The following is a 23,175-nucleotide window of genomic DNA, read 5'->3' on the forward strand; positions in this document are numbered from 1 at the left end:
CACTATAAACTCTTTATAAACATGTTTTAAAATAATCTATTGTCTTCGACAATCCCTCTTCGAGTTGGATCGTGGGATTCCAGTCCAAGCAATTCTTGGCAACTTCAATATCAGGCTTCCTTTGTTGTGGGTCATCTTGAGGTAATGGCAAAAACTTAATTTTCGATTTTGAACCGGTTTGTAAGATCACCTGTTCCGCCAATTGAAGTATAGTAAATTCATTGGGGTTACCTATATTTACTGGCCCTATAAAAGATGGTTCTGCAGCCATCATTCTTATCATTCCATCCACCAAATCATCTACGTATTGAAAACTTCGGGTCTGATTTCCTTCGCCATAAATGGTAATATCTTTATTTTGTAAGGCCTGCATAATAAAATTGGATACTACTCGCCCGTCCTGCGGATGCATGCGTGGACCATAGGTATTAAAAATCCGGACGATCTTTATCGCAATATGATGTTGCCGATAATAATCCATAAACAACGTTTCGGCACATCGCTTTCCCTCGTCATAGCAGGAACGGATACCAATAGGATTCACATTTCCCCAATAGCTCTCGGGCTGTGGATGGATGTGTGGGTCGCCATATATTTCACTTGTAGAAGCCTGTAAAATACGTGCATTTACCCGCTTTGCAAGTCCTAGCATATTGATTGCCCCCATAACAGATGTTTTAATCGTTTTTATCGGATTATACTGATAGTGAACTGGGCTGGCGGGACAGGCAAGATTATATATTTCGTCCACCTCAGCCAAAAAAGGTTCTGTCACATCATGCCGCACAAGCTCGAAATACGGGTTTTTCAACAGGTGAACGATGTTGGATTTATCCCCAGTGAAGAAATTATCCATACAGATGACCTCATTCCCGTCCTTAAGCAAACGTTCACAAAGATGTGAACCTATAAATCCAGCTCCTCCCGAGACTAGTACTCTTTTTTTTAGGTTATACATAAATTAGTGATTTATACTGTCGAATTTTTAATGGTTAGATGGGTTATCCAAAAGTGGCACACGAAAGCCGAAACGTGAGCCAATATGCTCTTCCGACTCGAAAAAGAAGACCCCACCGTTTTGTTGGATAAAATGGTAAACAACCCACAGTCCCAAACCCTTACCTTTCTCCCGCATAGGCGTAATCTTACCTTCTTCCATAATTTGGTCATGTAGCTGACGCTGCGCATCCAAGCTCATTCCCACACCTGTATCAATAAATTCGACAACAGCATCATCCTTATCGCGATATAAATTGAGATTGATCAGGGAATCTTCGTGACTAAACTTCACCGCATTGATCAAAAGATTCCTCAACATACTTTTCATAATATCCACATCAAAAAAGATCTGCAAACTGGATTGTAAGGTTAATTGTATGTCGATATTTTTCAGCTTGGCTGTCGGTTGAAGCGTCTCCACTACACCCTTGATCATTTCATCAAATTCAATTTCCTGAGGCATGTAACTTAGTACACCCAAGCTATTTTTAGTCCATTTGAGCAAATTGTCCAATACACTAAAAAGTTGCTCAGCGATATCATTACCCGTATTGACCATATCGGCATACCCAGTATTACTGCTTTCGGGGCTCATGGTCAAAATATTTAAGATCATCTTTAATGAAGATATTGGACTTCGGAGATCATGTGCCAGAATAGCATACATTCTATCCCGGTTTAATATTGCTTCCTGAAGCTGTGCCGTCTGTTTGGAAATGGTATTGCCCGATTCAATCAGTTTAATCTGATGTTTGATACGTTGAAGCAATTCCTTCTTATTAAAGGGCTTCGACACATAGTCAACACCGCCGCTGTCAAATCCACGCACAACATCATCAGCAGATTTTAAGTTCGTGATAAACAATACCGGAATATGTTTATACTGTTCCATGGATTTCAACTCCGCTGTTAGATCAAATCCATTTTTTTCGCCCATGACAACATCCATTAAAATAAGGTCAATTCGATTATTTTCCAAATTTTCGAATGCTCCTTTAGCACCTGAGGCAGAGAATACGTTGAAATGTTCGCGTTCCAAGATTTCTTTTAATACAAAAAGATTCAGCTCAGAGTCCTCTACGATGAGAATATTATACGTTGAAAAATCAATTTCCATAGATCATTATAGCTTAATTAGATATTATTTAGAAGGATCTAATCATTCTTTACCATTCATAAACCAATATTACGCTATTAATTGCTGCAATAATTTGTGTAGCAAAAATATTATACAATATCAATTTATCTTTAAATCAACCAGTACAGGAAGATGGTCACTGTAATCTACATTTCCTGTTCTGTAATTTATAGCCCGGAATTCATTGCCAGAAAAGAATACAAAATCAATTCGAAAGAGCTTCATCAAATAGGCATAGGTATAGCTATATCCATTACCTGCTTCGCAAAAAGCATCCTTTAGATTTCCTTTAATTTTATGATAACTATACGAATTAGGGCTGTTATTAAAGTCTCCACAAATAAGTGTAGGAAAAGGTGATTTATCGATTAAATTTCTTAAACGATCTGCCTGAGCACCTCTCAACCTGAAATTTCCCGACATTGTTTTAATCGCACTCCACCATTTAACCACTACATTTTCGGCAGCCAATAGATTTCCTTTTACCTGGTTCCAATTTGTCGTTTGCAAATGGCAAGTTCCAATTCGGATCTTTTCACCCTTAAAAGAAAGATCGGCGAAAATCGCACAATTCGGACGTTCCTCAAATGATACAGTCTGCACTGAGTCCAACGGAAACTTGCTTAAGATAGCAAGCTGATTGTTTCCTGAATTGCTTTCTGTCATTATTAAATATGGAAATTGGCCAAATACCTCCTTCAATTCCGACGCCGAACACTCGGCCGGTACCTCCTGCAGACATAACGTATTTACTTGCTGTGATTCAATATAGGAAGCAATCTGTTCCATGGAAGATAAATTATAAATCATTTTGAATTCACGGACATTATACGACGCCAAGCGTATGTCTGCCGTTTCATTCTGTTCCACTGGGTTTACTTGAATTATCTTTGCGAAATAATGAAAGTTGGCCAATAGTGCTATTAACGGACAAATACTATACCAACTACGCCTGTAAAGGCCAATAATAAGGAAAAGCAAATTACCACCGACAAGTGCTGGCAAAAACACACCAATCCATTGAAAAAAAACAGTGGTCTGTGGCGAGATTAACAACGCTAAAAAGGACAATGAAGTAAGCAGTGCAACGATAACAATTACAATTCTAACTAATGCGCCGGATATACTAAACGGTCTAAATTCAAACTCTTGCGCCATATTATGTTATTTAAACCTGTTCAAATAGGGGAAATTTTATGCTAAAAGTTGCTCCCTCTCCAAGCTCCGATTCAACACTTAACTGCCCCTTCATCTGCTCAACGATACCCTTACAAATCGCAAGACCCAAACCCGTCCCCTTATCCAATGAGTTAATCTTATAAAACCTATTGAAGATCTTCTCATGATTTTCCTTGGCTATTCCTATACCATTATCCTTTACATAGAATTCTATATGATCATCTTTTAACATATAACCGACATGGACAGCACCTTCGGGCGGTGTAAATTTTAAGCTGTTATTAATAAGATTGACAAGGACCTGAATGATCCGACCACGATCCAGTCTCGCTACGACCTCCCTTTCAGGAATGTCAAAAATTATGGCTGGCTGGTCATCATTGGGTAGAAAACTCAATGACAACTCATTCAATATTCCTTTAAGAGACACATCCGAATTCTTTAGCCTAACGCTACCTGCATCCATTTGTGACATTTCAAGCACGTCGGTTATCAAACGCAACAACTGGTTACTATTAGCGTTGAGGAGCTCACCATATTCTTTTCGCAATTCAGGATCTGGCGTATCTGCAATAATACTTCCAAACCCCATGATGGCGCTAAGCGGCGTACGGATTTCATGATTCATATTGGAGATAAAGGCAGACTTTAATCGTTCGGATTCCTCTGCAGCTTCTTTTGAGCGCAAGAGTTGCTCTTCATAACGTAACTGATCAGAGATATCGCGCTTGATGGTCCAGACAATATCTTCACCATTGCCATTTTTGATCATCAGCGAACTGCATTCTGAGCCGATAATATCCAATTCTGGATATAGCGTATCACAGCGGTATTGATAATAACCCGAAGCTGAAATGATTTTTTGTACCGATAAATCCCAAGCTTCTTGCGTTGTGAACTCACGTAGGCATTCAAAGATTTTTAAGCCAGTAATATCTTCCTGTTCATTCAGACCGTTTTGCTGCCGGCATGCTTTATTTGCGAAAGCCATATTTCCATTTTTATGACATGCAAAAATACTATACGGTGCATTGTCAACCACTGCAAGCACCATTTCAAGTTCATTTCTGTTCTTAATAAAATCACTTACATTTTGCGAAAAACCTTCTATTACATATACATTGTTTTCAAGGCGTTTGGCATATTTTGTCGCCCTCACATAAGTGATGGGAGCAGCAGATTGCTTTATACGGTATTCAAATGTACTATACTCAATGGAATCATTATGTAGAAATGCCTCCATTCCCTTTCTGTCATCTGGATGGACAGAAGTGAGCAGCTCCGCCAAAGTGAGCTTCTCAGGTGTTTCCAGATTCCTTTTACGTAAATTCGAATAACCATTGTGCGTTAATTCCTGATGCTGCAGATCATAGGTCCAATGGCCAATCATGGCAACCTTTCCCACTTCAAGCTGTGCGGTAAGGGCCGATTTAAGGCGGTACTTCATATTACTCCTTTGAGTAATATCCCGATACTGGCAAATTAAATGTTCGTCATCAAATTTGTGAATCAGAAATTTGAAATAATACATCTGTTCGTCTGTTGGAAGATCGTAATTTAGATTGGAGGTTTCCCCTGTTTGACGACAAAATGCAAATTCCTGTTCAATGAGCCTCGATGTCGGTTGAGGGAAAAGGGACAAAATATTCTTGCCAATTACATCGACGTCGGGGTTTAAAATTGGATTATTTGTTTTCATTATTGCATCTACGCAGATGTTATCACGGTTGATTAACAATAACGTATCGCAAGTTATATTCAGTATCTTCTCCAAGAACTTTAAATCATGTAATATTTTTTTCTCCATAACATTCATAGGTTTATTTTCTTTGAGATTTCTCCCACCCGCCAACAAATCGCCTGCTAAATAAATAGTAAATTCCACGCATCACATTGATGTTCATAAACAAAAAGTAATACGGGATATAAAATAATTTCGAACTATTGGGATTATTTCGCCGCGCATATCCCAAAGCCGCACAAAGATAGCAGAGACACTGAAGCGCAAAAATGACGTAAAACACATTGAAAGATGATGAACTTCGGTATCCAAGAATGGCCGACAGGGGGAAGAGAGCAAAAAGGGCAAAAGGTGTGACAGACCACCGCAGCACACGATGTGAAATATATTGAAAACTCAGCTTCCCAAATTTAAACACATTTAATAACGGAAGCAACCTTCCTATAGACTGCCATCCACCTGCAGCGATACGTCTTTTCCGCTTTCCTTCTTCTTCCATGTTCAGCGACCCGTACTCGACAGCATAGGCATTCGATGTATAGGCAATCCGATGCCCTTTTTGTGCAATACGCATCGATAGCATAAAATCATCCAACAAGGTATCTTCTTCCATTGAATCGAATAATTCTTTACGCACTGCAAATAGTTCTCCCGCAGCTCCTACAGCAGAATAGAACTCAAAGTCTAGCCTTTTTAGCAGCGATTCATATTTCCAATAAGCTCCCTCGCCTTTTGAAGAAACAGTGTCATCACTGCTAAAAGCCACCCTTTTCTCGCCAGAGACACAACCGATTGTTGGATCACTAAATTGGTCGGCAATAATCTTCAAAGCCTCTGCATTCAGCAAACAATTTGCATCGCTAAACACAACAATTGGAGTTTTCACATATTCCATGCCATGATTAACGGCAGCAGTTTTGCCTTTCCTAAGGGGTGACCCGACAATCTCTACCATCGGATACTGTTTCAATAGCTCACGACTGTGGTCGGTACTTCCATCTATAACCCATAGGACGTGTAACTTGTCTACTGGGTAATCAAGTTCAAGGCAATTTGACATTTTTTCAGGGATAATTTCCGCCTCATTATAAGCGGTAATAAATAGCGTCAAAGGAGGAAACTGCTTTCCCTCGCTGTTTTGTTCGCCCTCCTTTCTCTGAATGGGGTATGGAAATAACCTGGCTAGTATGAAAATTACAATAGCATAACCGATATAGGTATATAGCACCAAGAATATACACGTCCAGAAGACAAATTGAATCATAGGCCTGATAGATTTTAGACAAAAATAGACAATTATTTTTACTGAATCTTGTTGGAATCTTCATCCTGGTAATGCTTTTTACCCGAAAACAGTCCGCTTAGCGATCTTATAGCTTTACGCAACCTCACAAGAAAACTTTTTGCGAGAGATCCATCGGCACCCAGCGTATTCTGCCCAGTCAGCGCGCGCGCCTTTTTACTGCGAATAAACCTAAGCTTTCCATAATGTTTAAGACCTAATGCCATTGACCCGTCCTCACCACGTTTTATATCCGTCCGGAACCCCACCTCGCGGCCAAAATCTGTCTTAAAGGAAAAAACCATTCCCCGCACACACAATTCAGGTCTTTTTATATATTGGAGGTTGAGGTAAATATCCCGAAGTCCTTCATAAAACCAAAAGAAAGTTCTTGACTGCCCAGCTAGCGGCAAGAAGCTCCACAAACTGAATGTTGCCGATACCCCGGGTCTATCCAGTACTTTCATATGAGTTTCAGCATAGTTTGGTGGATACATAGTGTCGCCATCGACGCAGAGCATAAAATTACCCCTAGCTTGGTCAAGACCACATTGCCTAGCAAAACCGGGGCCTTGCTTTAGTTCATTGTAATAAGTCACACCAAGTCGTTTTAAAAGTGATTCCGTTCGGTCTGTAGAATTATTGTTAACGACAATTAATTCCATAGGCAAATGACATTGTTGTTTTGCTAAAGACCAAAGACATGCTAAAAGCTTTTTTTCTTCATTATAGGCGATGACCACGATACTTACAACCGGGTCAGAACTTGAAAAAAGCTTGATCTGTGACCCAATTTTTTCGATTATATCGTCATCTACAGAACTCATGTCATAGTCGTAGACGTTCGCATATTGCGTATACCATTTAGCCATCCTAGTGTCAGTTATTTTATTAAAACATTAAATTTCTTGCAGCACTTTATTCATCTGCTCGCCCCATGATAGGTCCAAAATACTATTGCGAATACAGGTTGGGCTAAATTTCTCCCTCTTTAAGAATTCCAGGATCTTAGTGATATCAATAGCGGATTCATCAGGACTCGCTTTGAGTACATAGGGTTGACAGTCAAAATCAGCATCAGATTCCGAATAGATAAAGGGAATTCCACGCGCCGCATACTCTCGATTTTTTAAGGTTTTTATGACCTGTATACCACTACGATGACGGCCTAAGCTGCCGATTGCAAAGTCGGCCAGATTAAACATGGCATCCAATTCGTCACCCCAAAGCGGGCCATGTAAAACAACATGTTGCTGCAAATTAAAATCCATTATAGGATCTAAAATAGATGTGCGTTCAAGTTCACTGCTAAATCGCCCAATCAGGTGAAAAATGATTTGACAATCAGGATGACTTTGTTTATAAAGACCGAGTCCACGGACCAGCCGATCAAATCCATGCCAATAATGGATCTCCGCAACCCCAAGCAAATGGATAGCTCGCTTTTCTGTTGCCGCCTGTGGATTCCGAACTGGGATGGTGTTGAAATCTATACCATTGGAGATACATATTGCGCGCTGTCCAAAAATCATTTGTGCATCAGAAAAAGTGACATAAGCATTCAATTGCTTTGCAAGCTTTTTACGATAAAGACGATCGATTGTCAATTCGAGACGCATGCGCAAAGTCGAATATTCCTGATCATAGGGATAAGTAGGAATCTCCATTAACACTTTTGCGCCCGAAAGACGCATGTTCTTCACCATGTTTAATGTGAAAGGATTAGCATTATGGTCGGATCGGATATAAATCAACGCGAACTTATTTTGCTGTACATATTCAGAAATTGCCCGATAGTCTAAACGTTTACGTATTTTGGCTAATGGACCTTTACCGAAATCAACCAGAATTTCGTCTCCAATCATCCATACACGCGATCCATCAGCTTCTACGCTATAATAACACAGACTAACATCCACACCGATAGACTTCAAACCGTGTATTTGTCCCCAAATCTTTTTACTAATACCGTTGTACTCGCTAAAACCATGAAATACTAAAAAAAGTACCTTATACGATTTATCTTTCACTGGGATCTTCACGTTTGATTGTTATTAAATACTTTTGCTGCTGGACTGGAAAATACGAAAAGAATATGAATACAAGAAAAAATGATCAAAATGCTTCCATGAAAAATGCTTAATAAGTTAATCTTACTCAAGTGGTGACTTACGTAAAAATGCCAGCAGTTGACTTCGATATCCTCCGAACCAAATCATTAAGATCATAGTAAAAAGATAAATTCCAATTTTAAATAGTAAGCGAAATGCCAAGTTATCTGGCAAATAGTAGCTAATGAGGAAATGAAAAACAACCGCAAGCGATAATGTAAATAAGATCGGCCGCCATAGGCTATTAAAAAAGCACGTCATACTTTGTCTGAATACCACACGATACATTAACCAATAAGTCTGTACAAAATTCACACTAAATGTAACTAACAAACACAAGGCTACTGCATCGATACTTTTAACGTAAAAAACACCAAATAGTATTCCCGAAACATTTAATATTGCTGAAAACAGCCCACATATAAACAGACTTTTGGTATCTCCCGCTGTTTGAAAAATAGAGCCAGATGAGGATAGGATCAATTGGATCCCAACCGTTAAACTCAATATCTTAAAGGAGGAGATTGCCCCCCCCCACTGTGGACCAAAAAACAATAAAATGAGCTCATCAGCTGAGAAAAACAGGAAAATAGAAAGTGGGAAGCCGATTAATGACAACAAGCTGGTTAATTTTAGATTTGCTTCAACAAGATAGTGCTTATCTTTCCCTTTTTGACTTAATATTGGATGGATCACTGGTGTAATTACTTGTGTAATATTCTGGAGCGGCAACGACATTAATCGATAAGATTTGTCATAAAACCCCAGTGGTACCATGCCCAAATATTTACCAATTAATAAGGTATCTGAGTTTCGGCTAAAATAATTGATAATATTAAATAAAAACTGAAAAATAGAATAAGAAAATAAAGGCCGAAGAGGTTGAAATGAAAAACGTGGGCTAAATTTTAATGGATACTTTAAGTATGAAATAATAAAAATCAATAGTGATGAGAATATCGGATTTAAAATAAGCGCGTATACCCCCATTCCTTTGAAAGCAGCAATTATAGATAATCCTCCGCCGATAATTTGTACAATCAAACTTCGTAAAGCGATCGATTTAAATAACCTATCGCGAAAAAATAAGGCATTTGGAACGACGGTTATTCCCGAAAAAAATAGACTTAGCGCTAGTAATTGGCAGATTGGTTTCAATTGAGGTTGTGCATACCATTTTTCGATAATTCCAGCAGACAAAAAGAATAGTATTGACAAAGTGATAGCAATATATACAGAAAGGGAAAATAAATAGCCTAATGCCTTTCGATCCAGCTCTTTGTGCTGTATAACTGCAGGAGACAGTCCGAAATCAGCTATTAAATTTAGGAAAGCAATGGCCACCGTAGCTATGGCCACTACACCAAATTGATCTGGTGCGAGCAATCGTGCTAAAACTGCGGTAACGACCAGCGAAATCACCAAATTCGCGTATTTGGCCAATGCTGTGAAAAATACTCCAGAAACGATTTCCTTTTTTATGTTATCCATGCAAAAAGCCTTTCTTAAACAGTAGAACTCCCATAGTTTTAAATGAAACATATCTTCGCCAATGCTTCAAAACCAAGAGAAATACTTTCCAGCGCTCAGCAATCGACAGCACATGTGCTTTCCATACCACTGCGTCCAACATACGATGCAGATACAACTCAATAATTTGTCTGCTATCCGAATGTTTTCGTCCGTACTCCCTCAAACGCAGGGCAACTGTGAAGTAACATGTTATATTAAAAAGCTTTAATCGGCTTGTCATAATGGAATCCGGCCTGACACGCCTCTGAAAAAATTGCTCTGGGATATAAGCGACTCGAGCTGCCGCTAGATACAATAAGACTGTAAATAACTCATCCTCATGCACAATACCGGGTTCAAATCCAAATCCATTACGATCAAGTATGTCTTTACGAATTAAATACATACAAGGTGAAGAGAAGAAGTCGTTTGCGTTCAGTTGCTGTTGCAATGCGTCCGGCCCACTTAAAACAGTATAAGCCGGCATTTTTTGTCGGGAATAATTAAAATCATTTAGTATTGAGCTATCCGAATTATCCGCAAAAACCGTAGCATCAAAATAAACAAAATCGAGGTCTTTCTTTTCACAATAATCCACACACGTGGATAGTGCATCTGCACGCAGCAGGTCATCGCTATCCATAAAATAAATATACTGGCCGTTCGCAAGAGAAAGGCCTCTATTTCTGGCTGCAGATAGACCTTGATTTTCCTGGGAAAATAATTTGACACGGTTATTGCATGAACTCCATTTTTCCAGTATGGAGAGACTTTGATCGGTCGAACCATCGTTGATTAGTATAAGTTCAACATCAGCATATTCCTGATGAATAATACTCTGTATAGCCTGATCAACATACATAGCTGTATTATAGACAGGCATTATAATGCTAATCAACGGTCTTTCATTCATGGTTTGATCCAGGCATTAAGATTAAAATCGTACTTTTTCACAATTTTGGCCGGGTTTCCAACGACAACACTATATGGCGGAACATCTTTTGTAACCACGGAGCCCGCACCTATTACAGCATGTTCACCTATGCTAATACCGGCTAAAATAACGACATTCCCGCCGATCCAGACATCGTCAGCGATCGTCACTGCAGCGGTGCTGACTCCCTGGTCTGCAATAGCTTTGGTTACATCTTCATAAGTGTGGTTTAATCCTGAAATAAGTACATTTTGACCGATATTCACTTTATTACCAATCGTCACTGGCCCAATGATCGTATTCGAAATTCCTATTCGGCTATTGTTGCCGATAAACAAGTCGCCGACAGCGTTATTCAATACAGCAAATGACTCGACCACGGATCGGGACCCTATAATACATGTACGAAAAGGAACAAGATCACGTCTTACGCTACGATAAATGACTGAACCAGCCCCCCGTTTAACATAAAAGAACTGCAGCATGCGAACATACCAGCGCGGCCGTGTACGCACAGGATTCATGATAAACCAGTGCAGCAAGCGCTTAAATTTGGGATGATTATGAATGTACGCTTTCATATATTGCTAATGTATGTTTTCCAGTATACTCCCAACTGAAAGCTTTGCTTCGCTCCAAACCTTTACTAACAAGTGAACTATATAACTGTGATTCATCTTCCAATTTCAACATGCCTGCTGCAATGGATTTGATATCCATCGGGTCTGTATATACCACATTATCCCCGGCTACCTCAGGAATAGCCGATGTGTTGGAAGTAACCACAGGTGTGCCACAAGCCATAGCTTCAAGCAACGGAAGTCCAAAACTTTCCCGGACAGAAGGATACAAAAAAGCAAAAGCACCATTGTAAACCTCAACCAATTTATCATGAGCTATATATTCTTCGACTACAATAAAATCCTTTATTGTCAACAGATCAAGTTCTTTTAATAGTTTTTCCAAATATGTGTGATCTAAATCGGCCAGGAGCAACCTTTTCTTGTATTTGCTTCTCTCCAAATAAAAAGCATAAGCCATCAAGGTATTCCTCAGGTTTTTTTTGGGATCGGTATTACCTAAAAGAAGCCAAAAAGCCCCCTTCTCAAGCTTTAAAAATGTGCTTTCCGATGGTATATCCATCGATTTAAATCTTGAACTTACACCATTATAGACCGTGATAATTTTTTTCTGTAGATGTGGAAAGGCCGCTTCGATATTTCTTTTCTCAAAGTTAGAGACAGTGATCACGGTATGAACCTTTTTCAATACACGCGGCACGACCCAACGCCTATAGATACGTCCCAAATTTTGGTACATGGACGAATTACTACCAATCTTTTTCTCCATAAAGATGATATCGTGTAACGTAAGTACCAGTGGAATAGATAACCCCAATGGGGCAGTATTGGAGGTACAGTGCAGGATATCCGCATTGCTGGTTTTAATAAGTTTAGGTAAGAGAAGTTGCTCCCAAATAAAATAATTAGAGCTTTCCAAAACTTTAATCTCAAAATTTGCTGAACCTTCCAAACAGCGGTCCTCTCCCGGTCCGACAGCAATAATATACCGGTTAAAGGTATCCAACTTTTGAAGCGCACGGATTACTTCCAAAGCCACAAAATCCATTCCGTGTTTATTAAGGCGAAAGATTCGTTGTGCCTCAATTACTATAGTCTTCTTTTTTTTCGCCATGCGGTGTATGCACAAAAGTATTACGTCCCGATTTGATTCCCATAAAGCTACGTAAGATTGCCATAAAAATAAATGGTAATTTTAAAAAGCAGAGCAGAGTCCTCTTCGTATAAAATTTATTTGGTATGGCTAGAGCAAGTGACACGATAAACAAGCCATAGAGTATAAGCCATTTATAGGCCAATGCTGGAGCTACCAAATAGACGATACAGCCCAAAATAGGAACCATTCCGAGCAAAATAATGCGGGGTGGAATCGACCATTGGATCAGTTTGTCGAGCATAGGCCAGTTACGGGTACGAATTATTGTGCGAAATCGCTTCAAAGTAATCAAAAAAGTGTCAATTTGAGCAGCAATCCATCTTTTTCGCTGATTGGACAGATCGCGACGGTTCTGTACTTTCTCGTCTAGTACATACACATCTTCCAAATACACCGTAAATATTTTATCTAAGAGCAAATAATACTCCAACTCTTTATCCTCACCCATGGAGCTTATTTTAGCCATCGTATTTTTAAACCACTTAATTTCAAACAACATGCCCGAACCCGTCAATGCGGCGGGTAACCCCAGGTTCACATGCCCCTGCCTAAAAATTGAATTATTTATTTCCTCACTGATCCCATCGAGATATGCGGTATCGGTATTGCTGTTTTTTGCTATGCGATGTGTTTGGATGGCAACCGCGCCAGATGCAAAGCAATCGTTGACAAGTGCTAGATAATTTGGAGAAACTAAATTATCAGCATCCAATATAACCACGCCATCAAAATCTTCTTCTTTGATAACTTTCATTGTCAGATTTAGAGCAGCGGCTTTGGATCTTTTTTCATACGTAGGAATAAGTATTCGAACGCCTAAATCTTCAAGTTCCTGGTTTGTCTCTCTCGTCATACTATCAGAAACAACGATAATTTCGAAAAGCTGTTGAGGATAGTCTTGTTTTAAAAAAGAGCGTATGCTATCAACGATTACTGCATCCTCCTTATATGCTGGAAATATAATAAGAAATCGATGTTGAGTATTCGATCGTTCAAAGAATAATTTCTTAGGAATGCGATAACCGACTGAAAAAACAAAGAAATACATGATCCAGACCAGGAAAGGTATAAAAATCAATGTTTCAATAATAAACAAAACCGTTCCCATCAGCATAGACTCTCTTTAGAAAATAATTTAATCCCAGACCATGTTCCTGAACATACTGCACCAACATGCCTCCACATACCCGAAAAAACAAATTTAATCAATCTTGTACTGTTCGCTATCCCAATAAGATAAAAAACAGCCAAAATCCGGCTTATCCCCGACCTATTTCGATAAGCAAATAACAAGCGGTTACGTGTCAGATAAAATGTTTTTAATGGGGAGTCCTGGCCCGTGGAAGCGCTTTCTTTATGATAGATATGTGCAGCTGCAAAATATACTAATTTATACTTTTTATTGATCCGACAGCTCCAGTCCAACTCCTCATAGTAAAGAAAGAAAAGCTCCGACATCACGCCAATTTCCTTGATAATCCTGTTGGGTACCAACATAGCTGCACCATGTAAATAGGGAATCTCAATGCTTGTAACATATTGGCCTCTATCCATTTCCCGATAACCGATCTGTTTATTACGTAGGGTAATTGATGTTAGTGGTGTACACCCGGCAAATTGGATCATTCCCTTGGGTTGATAATACATTATCTTAGGTGAAATTCCACCTACTTGTGAATCTAGCGCAAATACTTCTAACATACCCAAAATTTCACTATCGGCGTTTTCTGGAAGCAGTGTATCATTATTTAAGAAATAAATAAATTCGCCAATAGCTATTTCCAGCCCCAAGTTATTTCCTCCTGCAAATCCCAGGTTCATACTAGTATAATAGCCCTTTATAAAAGGAAATTGATTTTTTAGCAGGCAATATTCGTCTTTTACCGAACCATTATCAATGACAATAACCTCATATGCAAAAGATAATCTCGCATTCACAATACTTTCCAGCAGAGAAATCGTATCAGCCAATCCATTATAATTGACCGTTATGAAAGATATTTTATACGGTTCTAATGTCATCGCTCAGTTTTTTGTCCAAATAAGGCGAAAGCATAATAACCCCCATTAGAATGTATACGGTCTGCCCAGTAGGCATTTGATGGAGCACTTCATTCGCATACCCAGCGACCATAATTCCTGCAAGACCAGATGTAGCCGCCATCGCAATAGACTTGATCCCCCTATCTTTAAGTCGAAAAAGCACGTAATATATGCCATATCCCAATATCGTTAGACATAAAATAATATAGCCTATAAGACCGACGAACCCCGTTTCTACCCATATAAAAACGAAGGAAGAATCGGTTGCGATACCATGTATTGCATCTCCTTCATTCGCATGTTTAGACCCGCCCAATCCTATCCCAAAAGGATGGTCGCCCATAAAGGTTCGCATTTTTTTCTGGTTCTCCAAGCGAACGTTGAAAGAAGCATCCTTTGAAAAAGAGAAAGCCGTCCGCATACGACGAATATCGGAACTGCTATTGCCAATGGTCGTTAAATTAAAGAAAGCAAAAGCCATTATTAATAAAGAAAGACCAAAGATTACCCACTTCCACTCCTTCACAAGGATAATGAAGAAAGCAAAGCCTGCAAAAGGAACGGCAATAGCGGCCCTCGTCCCGGATATCATTAGCCCGTAAGCCGCAAAAGCGACAACAACAATATAAAGAAAACGCCTTTTTGCCTGCTTCTCATAAATAGCTAAGATCGTAAAAACAACCATAGCCAACCCCATATGGCAGCCAAAGTTTGCTGCATCACTGAAGAATGAAAAGTAACGGATCCCACTATAAATAACATGCGTATGAGCGCCGAATGTATATAGCCAAGCTGACTCGAATCGGTCTAAACCAATATATTTTTGGCCTATTGCCTTTAAAGCTCCCAATAGAACAAGTATACCCCAAACTTTAAAAAATAAGCGCAATTTGGGAATGTTATCCAGACTAATAAAAACCAATAATTGAAATAAGACAATATGCATTCCAATGCTACGGACTGTCGTGATCCAGTTCGCAAAAGTGGACATTGGATTTACAATCTCCAGCATGCAATAAAGCATCCAAAAGATGGAGATCAGGAGAAAAGAATTAAAGTAAACCTTGCCTAAAGGATTTCCCCGAATAAAGTGTAAAGCTAGCGAGAAAAAATTAAATAAAATCAAAAGATCAAGTATGACTCCTACCGGAAGCGGAAATGTGATATAGCGTCCAAAACCCATCACCAGGTAGGATACAATATACAATAGGAAGAAACAACTTATTGGCGAAGACAGTAGGACAATAATAACCAATAGAAATACAGGCAACATATAGAACACCATAGCCAATGACAAACCGGCAAAAATAAAAATACAAGTTCCTGCCAATCCCCCGAGTATGAGGAACAGCAGGAGCAAATGCCGGCTGGTTATCATCGATTTTGTATGATCATACTGCATCATATCCCACTATTTTCCCAGCGATGTCAGACCAAAATTACCCAATTGATATTCCAGGCGTCTTAAAAAGGTAAACGGAGGCAACATTCCTGTAAACTCTTCCACAACATATTTTTCTGCATTCATTAAACAGATGACAATCGGTTTACCGGCCGAACGTTGCAATAGATCTGCAAACATCAACTCATCTTCTGTTTTCCATACCGAGTCAGCCCTTAATACCAATAACGTGGCCATCCCACGCTCTAAAAATAGAGAAGGGATAGGACGTAATGCCATAGAGCCATGCTTGACTAATGAAATATCATAATTACTCAGCTTTTCCGCCCACGCATCATCCACTAAATATTCCCTCGATTCTGCACTAAAATCTGTTCCTTCTTTATAAGCTAGTACATTGATACCCAATCCCTGCCAGTAGGCTGTTAAAATATCTGTCAGTGAGCCCAAATCTAGTGTAGAAGAGAACTTGACGATATTGATAAAGTTTATAGGATTCGAGTTGTTGTAAAAACCATATAATCTATTGGCCAAAACATGTATCGCTCTTTCTTCGATTTTAGTCTGTTTGGCACCGCTTTTACCAAGTTTGGGCAATGCCGCAATTACTTTTCCCTTTGTAATCCGTTCAGTACGCGTTTTATCCCTTAGCGTGCGGTCAAAAAGTTCAATAATAAGCAAAATACCAAGTATAAATGCCACGGTCCCAAAAAAGACAGCAAATACAATCAATTTCCTGCTATGTGGAAGTGCATTTAACGGAAAGCTTGCCGGATTGATCACTTTAAGCGTAGCCGAATTCATCTCGAGACTCTTTAATCTTAGACGAGCCGCATTCAAACTGGATAAGATCGACAGATAAGATTGTTCTGTAAAAGATATACCTCTTTCCTTACGCTTTAAGACAGAGCCAATCGGCGAATATTGCGTGTACTTGTGATCTAGCTCTTGTTTAAAATCACGTGCGACATTGAGTTCCGCCTCCGAGCGTTTAAAACGTAAAAGTTCTTCTACCCATTGCTTCACATAATTTGAATTCGGATAGCCATTTTTAGTATATTTCTCCGAGGTGTATTGATCCATAAACGAACGGAAGCCCTTTTCCTTTTGATCCAATTCGTGGGACAGCACATCTAAATCAGCTCCACCCTGTTTTTGCTTAAGCGAATCTACACTTAACGTCCGTATCTTTGAAATATTATAGTTGATATCTGCAATCTGGTTCATACGCGCCAAAAACTCTGTATTATTTTTGATCGCACGCATATTAGCATCCATACCCGATTCAAGTTGTTTTATCGCCGCCTGTGAACTATTATAAACAAACAGTACATCCTGATGTCGTAGTTCATACTCTTTATCCAACAAAGCAATTGCTTCCGTTTGTTTGTCATAATTGATCACCCGGTTTTCAACGTTATACATGGTGAGCGAGTCTTCCTGTCCACGAAGTTCGCGGCCTATACGTTCAAGCTCCGCTTCAAAATACCGGATGACATTATTGGTGCTACCAAATTGCAAGTTGGTATATTCTATCGCAAAAACTTTACTCAAAATCTCCAGTGTCTGAAAAGCAACCCCCGGATCATTTGCCTGATAGTTTATCTGTAAAATATCGCTATTGTCGACCCTATTGATTTTAATATTTTCGCGAAGAGCGTTATAGCTAAAATAAGGATGATTCCAGTTGAAAAGACCATAGACAAAATTGTTGCGGTCTGCTATCTCATATTTTTCCAGATTTTTTACCGTATTCTCTTCTGAACGCTTATCAATCAGCTTTTGTACATCTTTCGGCGTAATTGCAACAAGTTCTTTGTAATGTTTTGCGGTAATATATACATTATCTTTAGTGGGATCGCCATGAATCATTAGGCGCGCATATAGCTGCATGGAAAGCCTTTTAATCGTTTCTTTCGAGTTGATGGTATTGATAATATTCTGAATCGAATTGTTTAAGACATTCCAGTCTTGTGATGCATTAGATTCACCAGGATCACTCCCGTAACTCGAAATAACACCTGTATAGATAGTAATGTCGGTTTTATATTGCCTGTCCATTTGACGGGTCAGATAGATCGCTAATAAAGAAAAACCCAGCGGCAAAATCAATAGCCACCACTTAATTCTGAAAATGGCCCGAAAAATATAATGAAAAATATTCATGATGCTATTGGCTTATAATTTTTGTCTTACTCAGGATTTCTAAAGTAAGAATTTCATTCGTAATAATAGATTCGTTGGTTTTTAGGATTTCGTACGCTTCTGTCTCTAGCTTCTTAGCCGTATTCAGATCGCTAATATTTGCATTGCCCGATTTGAATTCATTTTCAGTCATCTTATAATTCGCTAGAGCAATATTGTAATCTTCTATTTTTTTCTTGAGAGTAGATAGAGCTGTTTTTACTTTAGTATAAGAATTGACGATGCGAATTCTTTGCTCATCGAGCCATTTATCCAATTCCAACTGTGTAAATCGCTGTTCCATCTTCTGCCGTTTGATTTTATTACCTCGATCGAACAGGTCATCCAAAGGAATATTGACCCCTGCAGTTCCATAATATGAACTTTGTGTTACACCGGAGGACTGATAGAACAATGGGGTATACTCATTTGTGAATGCAGAATTAATTGCGATATTACCATACTGCCAAGATCCACCAACCCTGAAATATTTTAACCAACTTCTCTTTTCGGTTATTAACTGATTCGCCTGGGCCTCCATTTTTGCCTCATACATCTCCACCCCGGGACTTTGTTTGGCATTTTGATAGAGTGTTTCCAATGGCGGCAATTTCAGCTTTGTAAAATCGACCATGTCTGTTGGATCCATTACAGATTGTGCTTTTAGCAATAGGCATACTGTTAGCAAATTTAACAGTAAGAAAGCCTTTTTAAGCAATAAGTTCATCAAAATAAATATTTATGTTATTAAACATCCGCCTTTTGAATAAATGCGGAAAACGTTTTATATAATATCTTCAAATCCATCCACACTGAATATTGCTGCGCATAGTCAATATCCAGTTTTATTCTTTCCTGATCAGACATACTTCCATTATCGCCACGCTTCTCCACCTGCCATAAACCAGTTATTCCGGCTGGTGCCATAAATCGCTCCACACTATCGTCTGTCGTCAGCATCTCTGCTTCATAGAGTGGCAAAGGCCTATTTCCTACAATAGACATATCTCCTTTAAGTACATTAAACAACTGGGGCAGTTCATCAATGCTATATTTACGGATAATGCGCCCTACCCTAGTCACACGTGGATCTTTTTCAAGCTTAAAGAAAGCTGCTTTTTTTTGCCTTCCTGTGCCATCTGAGCCTTTTACGACAGTTTCATCATCAATCAAAACATCTCTTAACTCATCTGCTGTAAAAAGCTGTGCATCACCATCGCTTATCATAGTGGCCGAAGGGCTATGATTAATACTTAATGATACATCCGAATATTGATTAAGGGCCATATACTCTTTTAAACGTTTGTCAGCATCGGGGTACATGGATCTGAATTTATAAAAATCAAACATGTAATAACCGGATCCTATGCGTTTCGACTTATAGACTGCCGAACCTTTACTTTCCATCTTAACAGCTAGATAAACAATTACCAATATCGGTGAAAGTAGTAGGATTAAAAGTGAAGAAACTGCTATATCAAATAATCTTTTTCCTAAAGGAATTCCTAATTGAGGAAAAGATGTATGAGTGGGTTCAAATTTTTCAGTCTGTGCTGTCGCTTCGAAATAAAGTTTAATATATTTTCTAACCGATTCAAAAACATCCGCATGTGCACGTGGACTAATGGTATTTGTGATACCAGCATCAAAATAAGATTGTTTCTCAAAACGGGAAAGATCATTTCCAATCAAGATCAGTAATGTATCTTTTCCATGCTCAACAAGCTTTGTCAACCTCGATAGATCTTTATTTAAACTTTTGCTTTTTTCATAGAAGACCACTGAAAAAAACTGCCCTTCATGTGCTTGAAAATACATATCCATGGCTTCGAATGAATCAAAAAACTTCAATTCAACGCCCAATATTTCTTGGACTCGTTGATGAAAATAATCAAAAGTTTCGAGATTATCACCAAAGTATATATAATCGCTATATTGAGGCATTATTTTAATGCTTTTTTAATCCGTAGCTTTAATTCAAGCGGATTGAACGGTTTTAAGATAAAGTCATCAGCCCCAGCTTCAAGCAAACTGATCCGGGTATTGGAATTATCCTCGCCTGACAAAAAGATCACCGGAATAGTCTTCAGAAATTCATTTTGCTTGATCATAAGCAGCAAATCATATCCATTCATTTCTGGCATGGTATAATCTGATAAAATTAAGTCAACGACATTACCTTCCTTAAGCCAATTGTATGCATCTATCGCATTGCTAAAGAAACGAAATTCATAATCTGCATTTAAGTAAAGTGTAATCAATTGACCAATTGCTGGTTTGTCGTCAATTATTAGAATCTTCTTTTTCATCAATCTTTATGATTTAATAGCTTTGCTTTGGAACTGCATACCATAAACATACTACAAATACCAAAGCATTTACCTTTTTAAAAGGATGCTCTGGTACATGCAGAAGTTAGTGTTTTTATTATTTTTTATGTAGATACCAATCTGTATTTTGAATACCACTACTTGTTGCCCAAGACTCAAAGAGCGGATAAGCAACGGTAATCGCTTGTCCTTCGGATGGGTATACAAAAGAGACTGGCACCAACAAACCAAATGGTTCATTCGATTTGGTTTTAAATGGATCTGTAGCGGACAACAGGCTACCTGTCTCCTTCAAGACCAAACTTTTATTGATTTTGTCTGTTGCTTTATAACCAACCAAGTGCACCTCATTTCGGCCAGCAAGGTTTTGATTGAAGTTTACAATGAAGGTATTTAATGTCCCATAAGTAAAGTTATCTATCGGCGTATTGAACTCAACCGTTACGATGACCTCCACCGGCGCATATTGACCCGATTGAGTCGATATAAAGCGTGTATCTGACACTCCAAAAGCCTTATGCGCATCATCCCATAATGGAAGGACAGCATACGTTTGGCCGGATTCCGTTCCGTTTGCTCCAAGAGGTAAGGCATTCCCTACCAAATCTGTACGGGAATACGTAACCTTTTTTACATTTCCTGTTGCGATACCATCCAGCTGCACAGCAGTGGAAAAACGGATTGAGGCACCTATCGAACGTAATTTCGCTTTTAAGGCCACTTTTGTCACCTTATTTGCCGTATTTTGAAATTTGGTGATATTCATATCCAATACGCAATCATTCATATCATAATCGCCTTTAGCGGGCCATTTATCTTCGAACACATAAGAATAAGTCCCTAAATTAACCTCAGTAACTGTTTGGTCTGTCGGATTGCCGCCAGTTGAATTATTACCACCTGCGTTACAAGAAGTCCCTGCAACTACTACGGTAGACTTATCGTAAGGAACTAATTTAGCTGGACTATTGATCACATAATATGTGCTCCATTGTGCATTCGCTGTATGATCTGAGCAAGCTACCTCTAGGTTACCACCATACGTAATGGCCATCCACTGGTTGCTTACATCAACCTTTTTAAGACGGGCCAATGCCTGACCCGAAGTTGGCCCAGTCATGGTGCTCGCCTGGCTGTTAAATTTAGCCAAAGTTTTCACATCCAAAATAGAAGCTGCAGCCAAATTGATTTTTGTACCACCGGCATCTAATTTGTCTAAACTTAATAAAGCGCCTTGAGCCACCGAAATTGTCGCACCATTAGTCGTCAATGAATTGATTACTGTATGACAAACAGCCTCCAGAGTTGCATTTGTCAAGGTAGCGTTCTGTACAGTAAGTGTTCCCTCATTACGCACCACTGTACCGTTTGTGGTACTGCTCAGATTTTGGATTGTAGCCACCCCATAGTTTGTGAAATTACCATTGGTGATATCTGCTTTATCCGCAGTAAGCGTACCATAATTGACATACAGCGTATTATTCTTTGTCTCCATTTTGGAAAGTGAAGCCGAGCCATAATTGACAAAGCCTCCCACCGTATTCTGCGTTACGTTAACTAGGTCAATGGAACCCGCCTGCGTAATGTAGAGCCCATTATTACCTCCAAGGTTCAACTCAAAGCTTGTATTTTTCCATGATCCCTGCACGTAAATTTTCACATTGCTCGTACCATTGTTCGCATCGATTCTACCTGTAAAAGTCACACCAGATTTAACAACATACGATTTATTGGACTCGACAGAAATTGTCGAATTACCCGATAGCGCGATTGCATCCGAAGGAACTACAACCGGTGTAGCTTCCACCGCTGCCGCTCTTAATCCGCCACTTACCAATGTAGTATTTGTCGTAGCACCACGCAAAACACTCGCTTTACTAGACGAACCCGCGCTGACTCCACCCACATTGATCGCATTTTGCTGTCCAACCTCAATCATACTGATCGCAGCAATACCTAATGGAGATGTCTCTCTCAAATAGATATATTTCGCAATCGTCGGAATCATGAGCTTACCAACAAAATCCTGCCCTAATTTCGCCTGACCCGCAGCCAGCAGATTCGCCCCACTACCCAACGTCGGATCATTATCAAAAAATTCCACCCGATAAAAGTATTTACCGCTGAATTTATCGTCAACAGCAACGCGCACATCCACAGCACGTGTCGAATTCCACATAAAATCAGTTGGCACCTTAACGCCACCAGGAAATAAGGATGAAGAATCGGAGGCCGCAGCAGTGTCGTTGTACAAATCTTTCACTTTTGAACAACTTGCCCCGAAGAGCGTAATCCCTGCAAGACCCACCAAGAAGAGATTAAAGCTTTTTATGTTATACATAATTAAATAATAATAGATCAATATCAAACAGCTCTATCGGTTGACCGAAACAGGACTTTAATATTTGGCTTATATACAATACTATTAATGCCGAACTGCTTGAAGCAAAGATATAACTAATTTTAGTGAGTAGATGACAAAATGCGCAACTCCAGTATAAATTGCAAATCTTGTAGCGGTTCAACTACACTGTCGCATAACAAACTACAAAATTAGGTTATAGCAACAGAAAGATAATAAGT

At 39.1% G+C, this 23,175-nt stretch carries 19 protein-coding genes; all 19 read right to left on the minus strand.

Annotated elements, in window-relative coordinates; genetic code table 11:
* Positions 1–13: 13 nt before the first annotated feature.
* The 19 genes from B3139_RS03175 to B3139_RS03265 all read right to left on the minus strand — a co-directional run bounded on the left by B3139_RS03175 (position 14) and on the right by B3139_RS03265 (position 22,933).
* A complete protein-coding gene (locus B3139_RS03175; protein WP_293879692.1) occupies positions 14–958 on the minus strand; it encodes a UDP-glucuronic acid decarboxylase family protein in 945 nt (314 codons plus the stop codon).
* Positions 959–985: 27 nt separating this feature from the next.
* Positions 986–2,116, minus strand: a complete 1,131-nt coding sequence (locus tag B3139_RS03180) for a hybrid sensor histidine kinase/response regulator (RefSeq protein ID WP_293879693.1) — start codon at positions 2,114–2,116, stop codon at positions 986–988.
* A gap of 120 nt (positions 2,117–2,236) precedes the next feature.
* Positions 2,237–3,295, minus strand: a complete 1,059-nt coding sequence (locus B3139_RS03185) for an endonuclease/exonuclease/phosphatase family protein (protein ID WP_293879694.1) — start codon at positions 3,293–3,295, stop codon at positions 2,237–2,239.
* A gap of 10 nt (positions 3,296–3,305) precedes the next feature.
* Complete coding sequence (locus B3139_RS03190; RefSeq protein WP_293879695.1) at positions 3,306–5,123, minus strand: PAS domain-containing sensor histidine kinase; 1,818 nt, start codon at positions 5,121–5,123, stop codon at positions 3,306–3,308.
* 13 nt (positions 5,124–5,136) lie between these two features.
* Entirely contained in the window at positions 5,137–6,321 is a 1,185-nt protein-coding gene (locus tag B3139_RS03195) for a glycosyltransferase family 2 protein (RefSeq protein ID WP_293879696.1), read from the minus strand.
* Positions 6,322–6,359: 38 nt separating this feature from the next.
* Positions 6,360–7,211, minus strand: a complete 852-nt coding sequence (locus B3139_RS03200; RefSeq protein ID WP_293879697.1) for a glycosyltransferase family 2 protein — start codon at positions 7,209–7,211, stop codon at positions 6,360–6,362.
* A 27-nt stretch (positions 7,212–7,238) separates the two neighbouring features.
* A complete protein-coding gene (locus tag B3139_RS03205; protein WP_293879698.1) occupies positions 7,239–8,381 on the minus strand; it encodes a hypothetical protein in 1,143 nt (380 codons plus the stop codon).
* Between the two features lie 111 nt (positions 8,382–8,492).
* Complete coding sequence (locus B3139_RS03210; protein ID WP_293879699.1) at positions 8,493–9,941, minus strand: lipopolysaccharide biosynthesis protein; 1,449 nt, start codon at positions 9,939–9,941, stop codon at positions 8,493–8,495.
* Positions 9,934–10,875 carry a glycosyltransferase gene (locus tag B3139_RS03215; RefSeq protein WP_293879700.1) on the minus strand — a complete coding sequence of 314 codons (942 nt, stop codon included), beginning with the start codon at positions 10,873–10,875 and terminating at the stop codon, positions 9,934–9,936. The genes B3139_RS03210 and B3139_RS03215 overlap by 8 nt, the downstream gene beginning before the upstream one ends.
* A complete protein-coding gene (locus tag B3139_RS03220) occupies positions 10,872–11,477 on the minus strand; it encodes an acyltransferase (RefSeq protein WP_293879702.1) in 606 nt (201 codons plus the stop codon). Before B3139_RS03220 ends, B3139_RS03215 begins: the two co-directional genes overlap by 4 nt.
* The gene (locus B3139_RS03225; protein WP_293879704.1) at positions 11,458–12,591 is read right to left on the minus strand and encodes a glycosyltransferase family 4 protein; all 1,134 of its coding nucleotides are present in this window, start codon (positions 12,589–12,591) and stop codon (positions 11,458–11,460) included. The genes B3139_RS03220 and B3139_RS03225 overlap by 20 nt, the downstream gene beginning before the upstream one ends.
* On the minus strand, positions 12,560–13,741 hold the full coding sequence (locus B3139_RS03230) for a glycosyltransferase (RefSeq protein ID WP_293879706.1): 1,182 nt from the start codon (positions 13,739–13,741) through the stop codon (positions 12,560–12,562). Before B3139_RS03230 ends, B3139_RS03225 begins: the two co-directional genes overlap by 32 nt.
* Positions 13,741–14,655 (minus strand): glycosyltransferase family 2 protein, encoded by a 915-nt coding sequence (locus B3139_RS03235; RefSeq protein WP_293879708.1) that lies wholly within the window; start codon positions 14,653–14,655, stop codon positions 13,741–13,743. The genes B3139_RS03230 and B3139_RS03235 overlap by 1 nt, the downstream gene beginning before the upstream one ends.
* Complete coding sequence (locus tag B3139_RS03240) at positions 14,636–16,081, minus strand: O-antigen ligase family protein (RefSeq protein WP_293879710.1); 1,446 nt, start codon at positions 16,079–16,081, stop codon at positions 14,636–14,638. Before B3139_RS03240 ends, B3139_RS03235 begins: the two co-directional genes overlap by 20 nt.
* 6 nt (positions 16,082–16,087) lie before the next feature.
* The gene (locus tag B3139_RS03245) at positions 16,088–18,244 is read right to left on the minus strand and encodes a hypothetical protein (protein WP_293879712.1); all 2,157 of its coding nucleotides are present in this window, start codon (positions 18,242–18,244) and stop codon (positions 16,088–16,090) included.
* 4 nt (positions 18,245–18,248) lie between these two features.
* Positions 18,249–18,989, minus strand: a complete 741-nt coding sequence (locus B3139_RS03250) for a TolC family protein (protein ID WP_293879714.1) — start codon at positions 18,987–18,989, stop codon at positions 18,249–18,251.
* A 20-nt stretch (positions 18,990–19,009) separates the two neighbouring features.
* The gene (locus tag B3139_RS03255) at positions 19,010–20,206 is read right to left on the minus strand and encodes a sugar transferase (RefSeq protein WP_293879716.1); all 1,197 of its coding nucleotides are present in this window, start codon (positions 20,204–20,206) and stop codon (positions 19,010–19,012) included.
* On the minus strand, positions 20,206–20,571 hold the full coding sequence (locus B3139_RS03260; RefSeq protein WP_293879718.1) for a response regulator: 366 nt from the start codon (positions 20,569–20,571) through the stop codon (positions 20,206–20,208). Before B3139_RS03260 ends, B3139_RS03255 begins: the two co-directional genes overlap by 1 nt.
* A 118-nt stretch (positions 20,572–20,689) precedes the next feature.
* On the minus strand, positions 20,690–22,933 hold the full coding sequence (locus tag B3139_RS03265; RefSeq protein WP_293879720.1) for an LruC domain-containing protein: 2,244 nt from the start codon (positions 22,931–22,933) through the stop codon (positions 20,690–20,692).
* Positions 22,934–23,175: the final 242 nt, after the last annotated feature.

Origin of the sequence: Sphingobacterium sp. UBA1498 (genome assembly GCF_002325125.1) — a bacterium.
Classification (GTDB): Bacteria; Bacteroidota; Bacteroidia; order Sphingobacteriales; family Sphingobacteriaceae; genus Sphingobacterium.

Bases quoted from the DNA above. Each gene is read 5' to 3' on its own strand.
- B3139_RS03175 (WP_293879692.1), bottom strand. From the start codon at position 958: ATGTATAACCTAAAAAAAAGAGTACTAGTCTCGGGAGGAGCTGGATTT.
- B3139_RS03180 (WP_293879693.1), bottom strand. From the start codon at position 2,116: ATGGAAATTGATTTTTCAACGTATAATATTCTCATCGTAGAGGACTCT.
- B3139_RS03185 (WP_293879694.1), bottom strand. From the start codon at position 3,295: ATGGCGCAAGAGTTTGAATTTAGACCGTTTAGTATATCCGGCGCATTA.
- B3139_RS03190 (WP_293879695.1), bottom strand. From the start codon at position 5,123: ATGGAGAAAAAAATATTACATGATTTAAAGTTCTTGGAGAAGATACTG.
- B3139_RS03195 (WP_293879696.1), bottom strand. From the start codon at position 6,321: ATGATTCAATTTGTCTTCTGGACGTGTATATTCTTGGTGCTATATACC.
- B3139_RS03200 (WP_293879697.1), bottom strand. From the start codon at position 7,211: ATGGCTAAATGGTATACGCAATATGCGAACGTCTACGACTATGACATG.
- B3139_RS03210 (WP_293879699.1), bottom strand. From the start codon at position 9,941: ATGGATAACATAAAAAAGGAAATCGTTTCTGGAGTATTTTTCACAGCA.
- B3139_RS03215 (WP_293879700.1), bottom strand. From the start codon at position 10,875: ATGAATGAAAGACCGTTGATTAGCATTATAATGCCTGTCTATAATACA.
- B3139_RS03220 (WP_293879702.1), bottom strand. From the start codon at position 11,477: ATGAAAGCGTACATTCATAATCATCCCAAATTTAAGCGCTTGCTGCAC.
- B3139_RS03225 (WP_293879704.1), bottom strand. From the start codon at position 12,591: ATGGCGAAAAAAAAGAAGACTATAGTAATTGAGGCACAACGAATCTTT.
- B3139_RS03230 (WP_293879706.1), bottom strand. From the start codon at position 13,741: ATGGGAACGGTTTTGTTTATTATTGAAACATTGATTTTTATACCTTTC.
- B3139_RS03235 (WP_293879708.1), bottom strand. From the start codon at position 14,655: ATGACATTAGAACCGTATAAAATATCTTTCATAACGGTCAATTATAAT.
- B3139_RS03240 (WP_293879710.1), bottom strand. From the start codon at position 16,081: ATGATGCAGTATGATCATACAAAATCGATGATAACCAGCCGGCATTTG.
- B3139_RS03245 (WP_293879712.1), bottom strand. From the start codon at position 18,244: ATGAATATTTTTCATTATATTTTTCGGGCCATTTTCAGAATTAAGTGG.
- B3139_RS03250 (WP_293879714.1), bottom strand. From the start codon at position 18,989: ATGAACTTATTGCTTAAAAAGGCTTTCTTACTGTTAAATTTGCTAACA.
- B3139_RS03255 (WP_293879716.1), bottom strand. From the start codon at position 20,206: ATGCCTCAATATAGCGATTATATATACTTTGGTGATAATCTCGAAACT.
- B3139_RS03260 (WP_293879718.1), bottom strand. From the start codon at position 20,571: ATGAAAAAGAAGATTCTAATAATTGACGACAAACCAGCAATTGGTCAA.
- B3139_RS03265 (WP_293879720.1), bottom strand. From the start codon at position 22,933: ATGTATAACATAAAAAGCTTTAATCTCTTCTTGGTGGGTCTTGCAGGG.